General features: G+C 70.8%; 7 protein-coding genes. 5 read left to right on the plus strand and 2 right to left on the minus strand.

The features are described 5' to 3' along the window. Positions 1-56: 56 nt before the first annotated feature. The 4 genes from RKE25_RS02005 (at position 57) to RKE25_RS02020 (ending at position 3,533) form a co-directional block, all read left to right on the plus strand. Positions 57-650: a TetR/AcrR family transcriptional regulator gene (locus RKE25_RS02005; protein ID WP_311840599.1), complete on the plus strand. Its 594-nt coding sequence runs from the start codon at positions 57-59 to the stop codon at positions 648-650. After that, positions 647-1,096, plus strand: coding sequence for a PaaI family thioesterase (locus RKE25_RS02010; RefSeq protein ID WP_311840600.1), 450 nt, complete (start codon positions 647-649; stop codon positions 1,094-1,096). The genes RKE25_RS02005 and RKE25_RS02010 overlap by 4 nt, the downstream gene beginning before the upstream one ends. Positions 1,097-1,150: 54 nt before the next feature. Next, positions 1,151-2,338 carry an acetyl-CoA C-acyltransferase gene (locus tag RKE25_RS02015; protein WP_311840601.1) on the plus strand — a complete coding sequence of 396 codons (1,188 nt, stop codon included), beginning with the start codon at positions 1,151-1,153 and terminating at the stop codon, positions 2,336-2,338. A gap of 262 nt (positions 2,339-2,600) precedes the next feature. Further along, the gene (locus tag RKE25_RS02020) at positions 2,601-3,533 is read left to right on the plus strand and encodes an alpha/beta hydrolase (protein ID WP_311842306.1); all 933 of its coding nucleotides are present in this window, start codon (positions 2,601-2,603) and stop codon (positions 3,531-3,533) included. 27 nt (positions 3,534-3,560) lie between these two features. Here RKE25_RS02020 and pssA read toward each other — a convergent pair whose 3' ends face one another. Continuing rightward, on the minus strand, positions 3,561-4,946 hold the full coding sequence (pssA, locus tag RKE25_RS02025) for a CDP-diacylglycerol--serine O-phosphatidyltransferase (protein ID WP_311840602.1): 1,386 nt from the start codon (positions 4,944-4,946) through the stop codon (positions 3,561-3,563). Between the two features lie 38 nt (positions 4,947-4,984). Beyond that, entirely contained in the window at positions 4,985-8,848 is a 3,864-nt protein-coding gene (locus tag RKE25_RS02030; protein ID WP_311840603.1) for an AAA family ATPase, read from the minus strand. Positions 8,849-8,945: 97 nt separating this feature from the next. Between RKE25_RS02030 and RKE25_RS02035 the strand changes: the two genes are divergently transcribed. Beyond that, positions 8,946-14,633 carry an autotransporter domain-containing protein gene (locus RKE25_RS02035; protein WP_311840604.1) on the plus strand — a complete coding sequence of 1,896 codons (5,688 nt, stop codon included), beginning with the start codon at positions 8,946-8,948 and terminating at the stop codon, positions 14,631-14,633. The last annotated feature ends 83 nt before the right edge of the window (positions 14,634-14,716 follow it).

A 14,716-nucleotide genomic window follows, 5' to 3' on the forward strand; every position in this document is an offset into this window, starting at 1 on the left:
GCGGTCGCCCAAGCGCATTTGTATGATGGGCATCATATAACTCCGAGGCAAGGCCCGTGAGATACCGCGCTGAACACAAGCAGGAAACCTATGACCGGGTGCTCAAGGTGGCGGCAGATGCCATCCGCGAGGCCGGTCCGCAGCAGGTGAGCGTGGCTGGCGTCATGGCCAAGGCCGGTCTGACGCACGGCGGTTTCTATGCGCATTTCGCCTCGAAGGACGCGCTCATCGCCGAAGCCATCGACGCCATGTTCAGCGAGAGCTGCGAGTGGTTCCTGCGCAAGACCGCCGCGCTGCCGCCGGCCGAAGCCCTGTGGAGCTACATCCGTTTCTACCTCTCGCGCCAGCATCGCGACGCGGCCGGCCGCGGCTGCCCGGTGGCCGCCTTGCTGTCGGACATCCCGCGGGCTTCGGCGCCGGCGAAACAAGCGTTCGCGCGCGGTGCGGACCGTCTCAAGCACGAGTTCGCGCGCCTGCTGGAACAACTGGGCCACGCCGACGCCGATGCGCAGGCCGACACGCTGATGGCCGAGCTGGCCGGCGCGCTGATGCTGGCCCGCGCGGAGCCGCGCCAAAAGCGTTCGGACGCCATCCTCATGCGCGGCCGCATGGCGCTCAAGCACCGCTACCGTCTCGAGGACCTGCCATGAATCTCGTCGCCCAACTGCCGCCTGGACTCACGGGTCTGCAACAGCTGCGCAAGATGATCGAGATGGGCGGCCGCCCGCCGATCGGGGAGACGCTGGATTTCGTGCTGGTCGATGCCGGCGAAGGCTTTGCCGCCTTCGAAGCGACGCCGTCGCTGCGCGCCTACAACCCGCTCGGCACCGTGCACGGCGGCTATGCCGCCACGCTGCTCGACTCTGCCTGCGGTTGCGCGGCGCATTCGCGCCTGACGCCGACCCAGGGCTACACGACACTGGAACTGAAGGTCGCGTACCACAAGGCGATCACACAGGAGACCGGCCGGCTGCGTGCGGAAGGCCGCGTGCTCAGCATCGGCCGCCGCGCCGCCTTCGCCGAAGCCACGCTCAAGGACGCGGACGGAAAGCTGTACGCGTCGGCGACGTCGACGCTGCTGGTGTTCGAGCGATAACGCTCCCCATGGCCGCTCGCACTGCCGCGCCGGCCGCATCCCGCGAGAGATGATATGACTACGCGTGACATCGTAATTTGCCACCCCGTCAGAACGCCCATCGGCGCCTTCAACGGTTCCCTCAAGAGCGTGCCCGCGACCGAGCTCGGCGCGATCGCCGTGCGCGAGACGCTGCGCCGCGGCGGCCTGGACCCGGCACGCCTCGCGTCGGTGACGATGGGCAACGTGATCCAGGCCGGCAACCGGATGAACCCGGCGCGCCAGGCGGCCATCGGCGGTGGCGTGCCGGTCGACGTGCCGGCCATGACCGTCAACCGCGTGTGCGGCTCCGGTGCGCAGGCGATCGTGACGGCCGCGCAGGAGATTCAGCTGGGTCTTGCCGACGTCGCGGTCGCTGGCGGTATGGAGAGCATGGAGCGCGCGCCCTATCTGCTCGACCAGGGGCGCTGGGGCTATCGCATGGGCAGCGCGGAGATCCACGACAGCATGCTGCGCGACGGCCTGGTCGATGCGTTCTCGGGCGAGCATTCCGGCTGGCACACCGAAGACCTCGTCACACGCTTCGCCCTTTCGCGCGAAGCGCAGGATCGCTGGGCCGCGCGCTCGCAACAGCGCTTCGCCGCCGCCCAGGCGGCCGGGCACTTCGACGCGGAACTCGTTGCCGTGGAAGTCGAAGGGCGCAAGAAGGAGAAGCTGCTGTTCTCGCGCGACGAGCAACCGCGGCCCGATACGACCGTCGAGGTACTGGCCAAGCTGCGCCCGGCGTTCCGCCCCGACGGCACCATCACCGCGGGCAATGCGCCGGGCGTGAACAGCGGCGCTTCGGCCATGCTGGTCGCCGAGCGTGGCTTCGCCGAAGCTGCCGGCCTCACGCCGTCCGCGCGCCTCGTCGCCTACGGCATCGCCGCGGTCGAACCCGGCATGTTCGGCATCGGGCCGGTGCCGGCCGTGCGCATCGCGCTCGCGCGCGCGGGCTGGTCGCTGGGCGAGGTCGAGCGCGTCGAGATCAATGAAGCCTTCGCGGCGGTGCCATTGGCTGTGATGGGCGAACTCGGCCTGGCCGAGGACCTGGTCAACGTCGATGGCGGCGCGATCGCGCATGGCCATCCCATCGGCGCGACGGGCGCCATCCTCACCACGCGGCTGATCCATTCGATGCGGCGGGACGGGTTGCGCCGCGGGCTCGTGGCGCTCTGCATCGGCGGCGGGCAGGGCATCGCGCTGGCGATCGAGGTGCTGTAAGCGCGCATGGCGCGGCCGGACTGCCGGCACGCCGCGGGGCTGGCCATATCCGTTCCTGGCCATGGAATCGGCCGGCCCCTTCAGCTTTTCGTCCATCGCTTCGCCACCCGGGCCTGCCAAGGTGAGCGCTCGTCGTCCCGGCGTACGGATGTCTTCTCACGTGACCGCCTCGTGCCTGGGATCAGCCGAAACCGGATGAGCCCGTCTGCCCATCTCCCTCTTGGGCATCCACTGGAGCGTGCCCATGAAGCTCTACGCGCCGATGTTGTTGTGCCTGCTTTTCCTCTGCAGCTGGGCGCGCGCGGATGCGCCCGTCTGGCAACCCTCCGCCGGACACGAGCAGGTACCGCTGTGGCCCGGCACGCCGCCCGGCAGCAGTTCGGTGCCAGGTGCGGAGTACATGAAGACCGGCGAAAAACTCATTGGCGGACGGCCGATCGTCGGCGTGTCCAACGTGTCGCGCCCGACGCTGACGGTCTACGCACCTGCCGGGCAGAACACCGGGACCGCGGTCGTCGTGTTCCCCGGCGGCGGCTTTCAGGGGCTGGCCATCGACCTGGAAGGCACGGAGGTCTGCGATTGGCTGACCGCCAAGGGCGTCACCTGCGTCCTGCTCAAGTACCGCGTTCCGAGCATGCCTTACGTCTGGTCATGCGATTGCCGCCCGCACAACCACGCGTTGTCGATGCCGTCGCTGCAGGACGCCCAGCGCGCCTTGCGGCTGATACGCGCGCATGCGGCGGCATGGCACGTCGATCCGCATAAGGTGGGTGTGCTCGGCTTCTCGGCGGGCGGCTTCCTGGTGGCGGAAACGAGCACCACGTTCAAGCGCCGCCTGTACGCGCCCGTCGATGCGGTCGACCAGGAAAGCAGCCGCCCCGACTTCGCCATCGCCATCTATCCCGGCCACCTCGCGACGGACGACGATCGGTTCAACGTCAATCTGCCGGTCACCCATGACACACCGCCCACGTTCCTGCTTCAGGCGGAGGATGACTACGTGGACGGCGTGAATCAGGCGCTCGTCTATTACAACGCGTTGAGAAAGGCGGACGTTCCCGCCGAGATGCACCTCTACGCACACGGCGGCCATGCCTTCGGCCTGCGTCCGACGGCGGAACCGATCACACACTGGCCGGCCCTGGTCGAAACCTGGCTGGGCACGATCGGCATGACGACCGGCGGCACTCCGTAGTCGAGCCGCGCAACGCGCGATCCCGCGCTACAACAAGCGGTTGAGCAACCGATCCATGCGTACCCGGCTCAGCCGTCGCAACAGACGGCGTACATCGTCGGGGTACTGCCGCGAGGGTTCCAGATCGTGATAGTCGGCCAGTCGCGTGGCGTGCCGGCGCAGCGCGTCCCACTCGGCCCGCAGGCGCGCGGTCAGGAGATGCTTCGGGTCGCGCAGCAGCAAACCGTTCTCCAGGTCCAGCGCCCAGGCGCGCGGATTGAGGTTGTTGCCGGTGAGCACGGTGATGTCGTCGTCGACGAACAGGCCTTTGAGGTGATAGCTGTTCTCGCCGTGGCGCCACAGCCACAGGTTGAGCTGGCCGCGCGCCATGTGTTCCTGGTGCGCCCGCGCGAAGCGGCGCAGGTTGGCTTCGTAGAGGTAGGGCAACAGGCCGATCTTGCGGAACGGCTGGTCCGGCGGGATATAGAAATCGTTCGCCTGCTTGTCGCCGACCATGATGTCCACGCGCACACCGCGGCGCAGCAGCTGCCCGAGCGCCGAGCGCACCGGCCTGGGCAGATTGAAATAAGGCGTCAGCAGGACGACCCGCTCGCGCGCGCCGTGCAGCAGGTCCAGCAGGCTGCCGTTGAGGCGGTTGTCGTTCCGGCCGAAGCCCGCCAGCGGCGTCACCGCCACGCGACCGGCCTCTGCCATGACCGCCGGGACCGCATAGCGCGCGGTCTGCAGCTGCTGGCGCAGCTGACGGATGTCCGCCAGCAGTTCGCGCGTCGCCGGGGCCGGCTGGTCGAGTCGCCGCACGGCGGCGCTGCCGCGCAGGTACTCGTGCACGAAGCCGGCCATGCTGTCGGCCAGCGCCGCATCGTGGATCAGGTGGTAGCGATCGAGCCGGTAGCGGCCATGCCTGGCCAGGTACACGTCGTTAAGGCTGGCGCCGCTGTACAGCACGGTGTCGTCGATCACGAAGCCCTTCAGGTGCAGCACGCCGAACAGCTCGCGGCTCTGCACCGGCACGCCCCAGATCGACACGCCCGGCCCGAGGCGCGCGGCGTAATCGCGGTACATCGCCGCGTTGCCCTCGCTCTTGCCCTTGCCGATCAGCCCACGGCGCGCGCGATGCCAGTCGACGTAGACCTCGATCTGCAGCCCGGGCATACGGTCGCGCGCCGCGTACAGCGCCTCCAGCACTTCGCGGCCGGCATCGTCGTCCTGCAAATAAAGCGCGCAGATGATGATGCGCCGCCGGGCCGTCGCGATGAGTTCGAGCAAGGTGCACCGGAACGCTTCCGGGCCGTCGAGCACTTCGATGGCATCGGCCGGTACGGCGAAGGCCGGCAGCGCTTCCACGGCCTTCGAGGCGCGGCGGCGGGAAAGCAGGCGACGGGCGAGGTGGCGGGTGCGGGCGAGGGGACTCATGGGCGCGGATGGTACGACGTCCGCTGCGAGGGTCGCATTCACGCGGGCACGGCCGGTCCCCGGCCCGCGCTTTCCGGCCGTGCGTCCGATCCGTCGCCTGGCGGCCAGCGGCCGCCGAGCAGGCCGGCGGCACGCAGCAGATCGGGCGTGCCGCGCTCCGTCTCGCAGCGGGCGAATGCGCACTGAAGCGCGGCGTGCGCGTCGCGGCTGCCGGACAGCAGGAAGAGGTCGGCTGCGATGCGCAGTTCCAGCATGAGCGCGCCTTGCGTATGGGCCAGCGCGAGCGCGCGCAGCAGCAATGCCTGTGCCTCCTCACCATGCGAGGGATCCAGCGCCACCGTGCAGGCCGCCTGCTGGCGCAGGAATTCCGGGAGCATGTAGCGGTCCTCGTACGCCTCGGCGCGCGCGATGGTGTCCTCCAGGCAGGCCAACGCTTCGGCGTGGCGGCCCAGGCGGATCAGCGCATCGGTGAGGAACGAGCGGAAGGTGACCACGGCCAGCGGCATGGCCACCAGCGCTGCATCGATGCTGGCGCGGATGCCCGCCAGCGCCGTGTCGTCGCCGCGAACGGCGCGCGCCCAGCCCAGCGTGCCGGTGGCGACGGCGGACCACAGCGACATCGCATGTTCGTCGGCGAGCCGGGCGAGCTCGAGCGTGAGGCGCTCGGTTTTCTCTGCATCGCCGAGGTGGCGCTGCAACTGTGCGGCGAAGGTCAGTGCGAAGGCGAGCGAGTGCGAATGGCCGAGATGCCGCGCTTCCTCCAGGGCCGCGGCCATGTGCCGGAGCGCCGCGTCCGCGCGTCCCTGGAACCAGAGCGTCCAGGCCAGGAAGCAGCGGCTGAGATTGCGCGCATCCTCGCCATAGCGCGCCACGACTTGCCCGCCTTGCACCTCGGCCGGCGCGGCCAGCGCCGAGGCGAGATGGCGCGCGGCGTCCGCGTGGCGCCCGAGCCAGAACAGGTTGTTGCCGTAGGCGTAATCGACGACCAGCCGATGGAAGGGATCGCCGGTGGTGCCGGCAATGCGATCCAGCCGCTCGACCAGTTCCAGCGGCGCGGCGGTGACGCGTTCGGAGAACCCGCCCTGCCACAGGCCGAAGATCACCGGGAAAGCAGCGGCGTCGTCTTCGATGTCGTGGCTCAGCGCCACCGCGCGCAGGAACGCCTGCCTGGCTTCCGGCGAGCCGTAGCCCTGCACGGCGACGTGCGCGCTGCCGAGCCCGAGTTGCAGCGCCAGTTCCCATCGGGTGCGCTCGCGCTCATCGGACAACTGCGGCAACAGCGCGAGGCCGGCCTCGAAGTGGCGCGCCGCCTCGCGGTCGGCCGAACGCCGCGCCGCCCATCGGCCCGCTTCGAGCCATTGCGCGATCGCCGCGGCCGCTTCGCCCGCCAGCGCCAGGTGGCGGGCGAGGACTTCGGGTTGGCTTTCCACGAGCGCGGAGAACTCCGACTGGAGCGCCCGCGCGATGCGCCGGTGATGGGCCGCCCGGCCGCCGCGGGTCAGCGACGTATACGCCGCATCCTGGATCAGCGCGTGCTTGAACTGGTAGGTGTGCGAGCCCGTGGCGAGGATCAGGCCGCTCTCCTCCAGCGCATCCAGGGCCCGCTTCAGCGGCGCGCGGTCGAGCGGCGACAGGCACTGCAACAGCGGCAGGCTGAAATCCCGGCCCAGCGCGGCGGCCAGCTGTGCGGTGGCCTTGGCGTCGTGGCCCCGGCTGTCCAGGCGCGCCGCCAGCAGTTCCTGCAGGCTGAGCGAGGTCTCGGGCGTGCGCGAGGTGGTCGCGGCCTGCGCGTGCATGCGCGCCATTTCCTCGACGTAGAGCGGGATGCCGTCGCAACGCATCACGATGCGCCCGAGCGCCTCCGCCGACAGTGCGGTGGCGAGCTGTTGCGCCAGCGCCATGGCCTGCGCGTCGGAAAGCGGCGGCAGGTCGAGCACCGCGTCCGCGTGCGGCCAGGCGATGCCCGGACGGCTGGTAAGCAGCGTGAGCATCGGCACGATGGACGAAGACTTGGCATGCGCAGCCAGCACGTCCAGCGTGGACGGATCGCACCAGTGCAGGTCCTCCACGATCAGCAGGGCCGGACGATCGCGGGCCAGTCCGTCGAGCAGGTCGAGCAGCAGCCGCATGGTCTTTTCGCGGCGCTTGAGCGGGGCGAGCTGGAGTTCGCCGTCCGCATCGGCGTCGCCCGCATGCAGCAGATCGGCCAGCAGCAGCGTCGCTTCCTGGGAAGCGACCTGCCGCCCGGCGAGCTGCGTGCGGACAAAGCCGGCCACTTTGTCCAGCCGCTGCGGCGCCGCATCGCCGTCGTCCAGGCCGACGCATGTGGCGAACAGGACACGCAGCGGATGCAGCGGCGTGTCGCTGAATTCCGGCAGGCAGCGCAGCTCGAAGGCGGGCACGGATTCGCCGGCCAGGCGCTCGCGCAGTCCGCGCGCAAGGCGAGACTTGCCGATGCCGGCATCGCCGCGGATCAGCAGGCTGGAACGGCCACCCCGTGCCACCGCGTGCCACCGTTCGTAGAGCGCCGCCAGCTCCTCTTCGCGGCCCACCAGCCGGCTGAGGCTGGATGCCGAATCCAGGCGATTGTCCGCGCCGGTCTCGCCCTCCACGCGGAACGCCGGCATGGCGTCCACGCCGGCGTCATGCGCGCCGGCGCACGGCCGCAGATGGACATAGCCGCGCACCAGGTGCTGCGTCGCCTCGCTGACCACGACTTCGCCCCGCGCCGCGCGTCCGGCCAGCCGTATGGCCTGGCCGGACGCGACACCCGCGGCATCCGCTTCGTCGGACTGGGCATGCGTGATGACGATGCCGGTGTGGATGCCGATCCGCGCGGTGATGCCGCCATCCAGCTGGCCCATCAATGACAGCGCCGTGCGCACCGCCTGCTGAGCCGCGTTCTCCCGTGCCAGCGGTACGCCGAAGCAAGCCAGCAGCCGGTTGCCGTGCAGCGCCACGCGATGTCCCGATGCCGCCGCCAGCAGCGACTGGATGCGCAGGCGCGGTTGCGCCAGCGCTTCGGCGATGGCGTCCACGTCGTCTTCGCCGGGTACTTCCAGCTCGCAGCAGAGCAGGGTCGCCAAGCGCCGCTCGGCCATCGCCTTCACCGGCGGCTCGCACACGGGCGCGGCGACCGTGGCCAGCTCGCCGCCACGGATCAATGCGTGCAGGCGCTGCGTCTCGGCTTCAGGCGCCAGGCCCAGTTCGCGCTCCAGCGTCCAGCGGCAAGTTTCGTAGTGCGCCAGCGCCGCCGGCGTGCGGCCGCTCAGCGCGAGCAGCCGCATCACGTGCCGGTGCGCGGCTTCGTTCCAAGGGTCCAGTTCCAGGATGCGCCGGGCGTGGTCCAGCGCCCGGTCGAGCAAGCCGGCCTCTTCGCGGTGCACACGCAGGCGATCGAGCAGCACGAGCGCCTGTTGCAGCATGTGCTGGCGGCGGACCTCCATCCAGGCCTCGAACTCCGGGCCATCGGGCAGGGACAGGCCGTGCAGGAACTCGCCGCGATACAGCGCGGCGCAGCGTTCCACCCGCGCCACCGTCGCTGTGTCGGCGCTGGGCGTCAGCCGTTCGTCCGCCGCCGCGAGGAAAGCGCGCGCGTCGACCCACAGGCCTGCGGCCGGATCCAGGCGCAGCAGGTTGCGTTCGGCTACCAGGCCATCGGCGAGGCCGGCCTCGTCGAGGCTGGCGCGCAGGTTGGACACGAGCTGGCGCAGGTAGCCGGCCGAGCCGACCGCGAACAATTCGCCGAGCTTCTCCCGCGCATGCCAACCCTCTTCGAGCGCCAGGTAGGCCAACAGTCCGCGGCCCTTGCGGTACGACGGGCCGGCCGTCGCCACGCCGTCGGTCTCCAGGCGCCATCCGCCCAATACCCACAGGCGGGTCCCTGGCTCTGTGTGTGGCATGTCCGCGGGGCCCCCTGTCGCCCCTTGTGCGCTGTGACGCTTGTGTGACGCCCCACTCCGACAATCCGCGCCGGCTGAAATGGGGAATCCGTCACAAATGAACCGCGTCTATCGAGTTGTTTTCAACGGTCATCTTGGCATACCGCAGGTGGCCTCGGAACTTGCCTGCGGCGGTACGTCCGGCCGCGTCGCCGCGCCGGCGCCAGCGCGCCGCGCAGGGCATGCAGCGCGGGCGATCGCGCTCGCGATCGGCGCCGCGCTCGCCGTGTCGGGCGCGGTGCCGGCCTGGGCCGCCACGGTCACCGGCGCGGCCGGCGGCGATGGCGCGACGGGCACCGCGCGCGGTGTGCCGGCCGGCAACTGGGGCAATGGCGGTGACGGCGGCAGCGCGGCCCTCCAGCCCGGCGCACCGGCACCGGCGCCGGGCGGCGCCGGCGGCGTGGGCGGCAATCCGGCCGACAGCGGCTGGGGCGCTTCCGGTAGCGCAGGCAGCAACGGCAGCGGCGGTGGTGGCGGGGGCGCGTCCTACGCCGTGAGCCATCCGGGCGGTGCGGGCGGCGGTGCCTTTCAGGGTTGGGCGGCCGGCGGTGCCGGTGGCGCCGGCGGCAACGGGGGTGGTGGCGGCGGCGGTGGCGGCGGCGGTGGCTACGCGGGCTGGTACCTCGGGACGCCGCCCATGCCGCCGCTGGTGGCGGCCGATCTCTACGTCGGTGGCGTGGGTGGCAACGGCGGTAGCGCCGACAGCGGCAACTCGGTCGGCTCGGGTGGCAACGGCGGCACGGGCGGTGCCGGCATCGTCGGCGACGGATACAACCTCACCGTACAAGCCGGTGCCGGCGCGACCGGCGGCCGCGGCGGCGATGGCGGAAGCCACGGCGGATTCGGCGGCAATGGCGGCGCGGGCGGCGATGGCGGCACCGGCATCGGCGGCTCAGGATTCACCTTGCTCAACCAGGGCACGCTGGCGGGCGGCGTCGGCGGGACCGGCGGTTCCGGCAACAACGCGGGCGGCAAAGGCGGCGCGGGCCTGGCGGGCGCGTCGTTCATCGCGACCAATGCGGGCAGCATCGTCGGCGGCAACGGTGGTGCGGGCGGCGCGGGCGGCGTCGGCGTCCTCGCGACCGGCGGCGCGACGATCGTCAACGCGGGCAGCATTGCCGGCGGCTTCGGCGACAACGGAGCCGGCGCGCAAGCCGACGCCGTGCACTTCAGCGGAGGCGGCAACACGCTGGTGCTGGCAGCCGGATCGAGCCTGGCCGGCAACGCGGTCAGCGCAGGCGGCGACACGCTGGCGCTGGGCGGCAGCACCGACGGCAGCTTCGACCTTTCCAGCGCCGTGGCAAGCGCATCGGGCGGCGGCACGCAATACGTCGGCTTCGGCTCGCTGCGCAAGACCGGCTCGTCGACCTGGACGGTGACCGGCACCAATACCACCGCCGGCGGCTGGCTGCTGGACGGCGGCGTGCTGTCGGTGGCCTCCACCACGGGCGCGGAACTTGGTCCGTCGGTCACGTTCGACGGCGGCGCGCTCAGCTTCACCAATACGAGCGCGGCAACCTACGGCGGCAACATCGTGGTGCGCCCCAACGGCGGCACCATCAACGCCAACGGCAATCAGCTCAATTACCTCAACAACCGGGTCACGTTCACCGGTCAGCTCTCTGGCAGTGGCCTGGTGTTGAACGCGGATCCCGCCAGCTCGCGTGGGCTGATCGTACTCAACGGCGCGCCGGGCACGCAGAGCGTCGATTCGCTCACGGTGATGCATGGACTGGTGCGCATCGGCGACGGAAGCACGGCGACGGACCTGACCGTGCGCGATCTGATCGTGCAGGGCACGGCCTCATTGAACGTGGGTTCCGATGTCGTCGTGAAAGTCGGCGGCGGCATCGCCATCGCACCCACCAGCAACTTCTCGCTCGATGGCGAACTCGACGTGGCCACGAGCGCGTCGATCGGCGCCGCCGTCGCCATGAACCGCTGGGCGACGCTGTCGGTCGGCGCAGGCCAGACGCTCGCACTGCAGCGCGGCTTCTACGGCGAAGGCTTCCTCAATGTCGCCGGCGGCGGCACCGTGCTCGACAGCGGTACGTCGAGCGGCCTGGCGGGCATTGCCATCGACGCGGGTTCCACCTTCCAGGTCGGCAGCGGCGGCACGTCCGACGCCATCCGCCTGTTCGGCGGCGGCATGCGCAACGACGGCATGCTGGTGTGGAACCATTCGGATCAGACGAGCGCCGACTGGGACATCCAGGGCGCCGGTACCCTGGTGCATCAAGGTACGGGCACGCTGACGCTGGGCGGCTTCAACACGTACACCGGCGGCACGCTCGTGAACAGCGGCGTGCTCGCGGTGAGCGATACGGGCAACCTCGGCAGCGGCCCGCTCACGATCGCCGGCGGTGCGGCAGTGAACCTCGGCAACGCCACCCAGGAGCTGGCATCGATCAGTGGCGCGGGCACGTTGACGTTGGACGGCACGGCGCTGGGCATCACGGGAGCCGGCGCGGACCTCTTCGCCGGTTCGCTCGCCGGTAACGGCGCGTTGACGTACAGCGGCGGCACGCTGACTCTCGATGGCAGCAGCCGCGGCTTCAGCGGCAGCACCACGGTGGCCGGTGGCGAGCTGGTCGTCGGCAGCGTGGCCGGCAACGGCGCAGTGCTGGGCGGCAACGTGACGGTGGATGCCGGCGCCACGCTGCGGGGGCACGGCGAGATCGGCGGCAATGTCGACATCCTCGGCGGCGCGCACCTCGCGCCGGGCCATTCGGTCGGCACGCTCGCCATCGATGGCGATCTCCATCTCGCCCAAGGCAGCGTGCTGGACTATGAGCTCGGCGCACCCGGCACGGATATGCATACTGCGGGCGTCGGCGACAGCGTGCGCGTGGGCGGCAACCTTTCGCTCGACGGCGCCACGCTCAACGTCACCGACCTCGGCATGGGGCCCGGCCTGTACAACGTGTTCACCTACGGCGGCACGCTGAGCGAAACCAACGGCGGCATCGCGCTCGGCGCCACGCCGGCCGGCCACACGCTGGTGTGGCAGAAGCTCGACGCACAGAAGCAGATCAACCTGGTCGACGCCACGGGCTTCACGCTCAACTTCTGGAATGCGAACGGACAGGCCTCGTCCGCGCGCATGGGCGGCGGCAGCGGCGCGTGGTCGGCGACCTCGCCGCAGTGGACCGACGCGATCGGCAGCGTGCCGAACGCGCCGATGCAGCCGCAGCCCGGCTTTGCCGTCTTCGGCGGCACGGCCGGCACGGTGACGGTGGACGGCGGCGCGGGCGCGGTGCAGGCCACCGGCATGCAGTTCGTCGCCGATGGTTATGCCGTCAACGGCGGCCGCATCGAATTGGTCGGCGGCAACGGCGGCGCACCCGTGATCCGTGTGGGCGATGGCTCCAGCGCGGGCGCGGGCATGACCGCGACCGTGGGCGCCGTACTGGCCGGCAGCGCGGGCCTGAGCAAGACCGACGCGGGCACGCTGGTGCTGGCGGGCAACAACACTTACACGGGCGGCACCGCGATCAACGGCGGCACGGTGACGGTAAGCAGTGATGCCAACCTTGGCGATGCAGCGGGCGGCCTTGCGTTCAACGGCGGCACACTGAAAACCACCGCCGCGTTCGCGACGGCGCGCTCGATAAGCCTGGCCGGCAACGGCACCTTGCAGACCGAGGCCGATCTCACTGCGTCGGGAACCCTCGCGGGTGCCGGCATGCTGACCAAGACCGGTGCCGGCACGCTGGTGCTGACGGGCAACAACACTTACAACGGCGGTACCGTCATCGGCGGCGGCACGGTCTCCACGGGCAGCGATGCCAACCTGGGCGCCTCGTCCGGCGGCCTCACGCTCAGCGGCGGCATCTTGCAAACCACGGCGTCCTTCAGCACCGCGCGCGCGATCACCCTGGCCGGCAGCGGCACGCTGCAGACCGACGCCGACCTCACGGTCTCCGGCGCGATCGGCGGCGCGGGCGCGCTGAGCAAGAGCGGTGCTGGCAGGCTGGTCCTGGCCGGCGCCAACACCTACACGGGCGGCACGGTGCTCCATGCCGGCACGCTGCAAGGCGACACGCGCAGCCTGCAGGGCGACATCGTCGACAATGCCACGCTCGTGTTTGCGCAAGGCGATCATGGAGTCTTCAACGGCACGCTACGCGGGAACGGGCATCTGCAATTGCAGGGTGGCGGCACGCTGGTCTTCAACGGCGCCAACCCGTTCACCGGCGACACCGCGGTCAGCGAAGGCACGCTGGTGGTCGGCGACGACAATCACGCCAGCGCGACGCTGGGCGGTGCGGTGACGGTGAACGCCGGCGCGACGCTGCACGGCATCGGCACCGTCGGCGGCCTGACGCTCGCCGGCACCGTCGCTCCCGGCAATTCGATCGGCACCCTGCACGTGGCGGGTGACGCGGTATTCCAGAAGGGCTCTGCTTATCAGCTGGAAGTGCAGCCGGACGGCGCCGGCGAACGGATCGCCGCGGGCGGCAAAGCCGTCATTCAAGGCGGCAACGTGGTCGTGCTGGCATCGCCGGGCAGCTACGCGCCGCGTACGGACTACACCGTGCTCAGCGCGAGCCAGGGTGTCAGCGGCCGGTTCGACAGCGTGAGCAGCAATCTGGCGTTCCTGACGCCGATGCTCGGCTACGCAACGAATGCGGTGACCTTAACCATGCAGCGCAACGACATCGCGCTGGCCAGCGTCGCGGCGACGCCGAACCAGCGCGCAGTCGCCGGCGGCATCGACAGCCTGGGCCGCGGCTATGCGGTGTACGACGCGATCCTGGGCATGGACGCCATGCATGCGCGCGCCAGCTACGACCCGCTGTCGGGCGAGCTGCACGCGAGCACGCGCACCGCGCTGCTGGACGACAGCTACTACGTGCGCGATGCGATCAACCGCCGCCTGCTCGGCCAGGACGGCGCAAGCGAACGGTCTGCCAGCCGCGGCGATGCCACGGCGTGGACCTCCGTCTGGGGGCGCGCCGGCCAGATCGATGGCGACGGCAACGCATCGCGCCTGACGGCGGACAGCAGCGGCCTGCTGGTCGGCGCGGACCTTGCCGTGGGCGACGTGGCGAAGCTCGGCGCGTTCGCCGGCACGGGCAAGCAATCGCTGCGCATCGCGGCCCGTGGCGACGATGCGGATGTCCATGCCACCCACCTGGGCATCTATGGCGGCGCGCAATGGGGCGCGTGGCAGGCCCGCGCCGGCGCGGCTTACGCATGGGAGCGCGTGGACGGCAGGCGGCGGCTCGGCCCGGCGGGCGGTTCCAGCGACGCCGACGCCCGTTACGACGCCGGCCTGGCCCATGGCTTCGTCGAGGGCGGCTACCGCTTCGAGTTCGGCCAGGTCGCGTTGGAGCCGTACCTCAACGCGGCCCGCCTGCGCCTGCGTTCCGATGCGATCCGGGAGACGGGTTCCGCCGCCGCACTGGATATCGCAGGCAAGACCACCGACACGACCACCGCCACGCTCGGCGCGCGCGTCTATGTCGGCCTGGATCCGCAGGGTGCGGTGCGTGCGCACGCGGGCCTCGGCTGGCGCCAGGCCTGGGGCGCGACGGCGTCGTCCATGCAGGAGCGTTTCGCTGCCGGCGGCACCACGTTCACCGTGGAGGGCCTGCCGATCGCCAGGCACGCCGCCACCGTCGATGGCGGCCTGAGCTGGCGCTGGAGCCCGCGCGTGTGGATGGATGCGAGCTACCAGGGGCAGTTCGCCAGCCATGAGAAGGACCAGGCGGTGCGACTGAGCTTGAACGTGAGGTTCTGAGTTCCGGCGAGAACGTGGCGCGGACCCGAGGGCACGCGCCACGGCGGTCATGTATCGGTCATCGAAGATCTCCGCGGCGCCTG

It is taken from the genome of Dyella sp. BiH032 (assembly GCF_031954525.1).
Taxonomy (GTDB): domain Bacteria; phylum Pseudomonadota; class Gammaproteobacteria; order Xanthomonadales; family Rhodanobacteraceae; genus Dyella_D.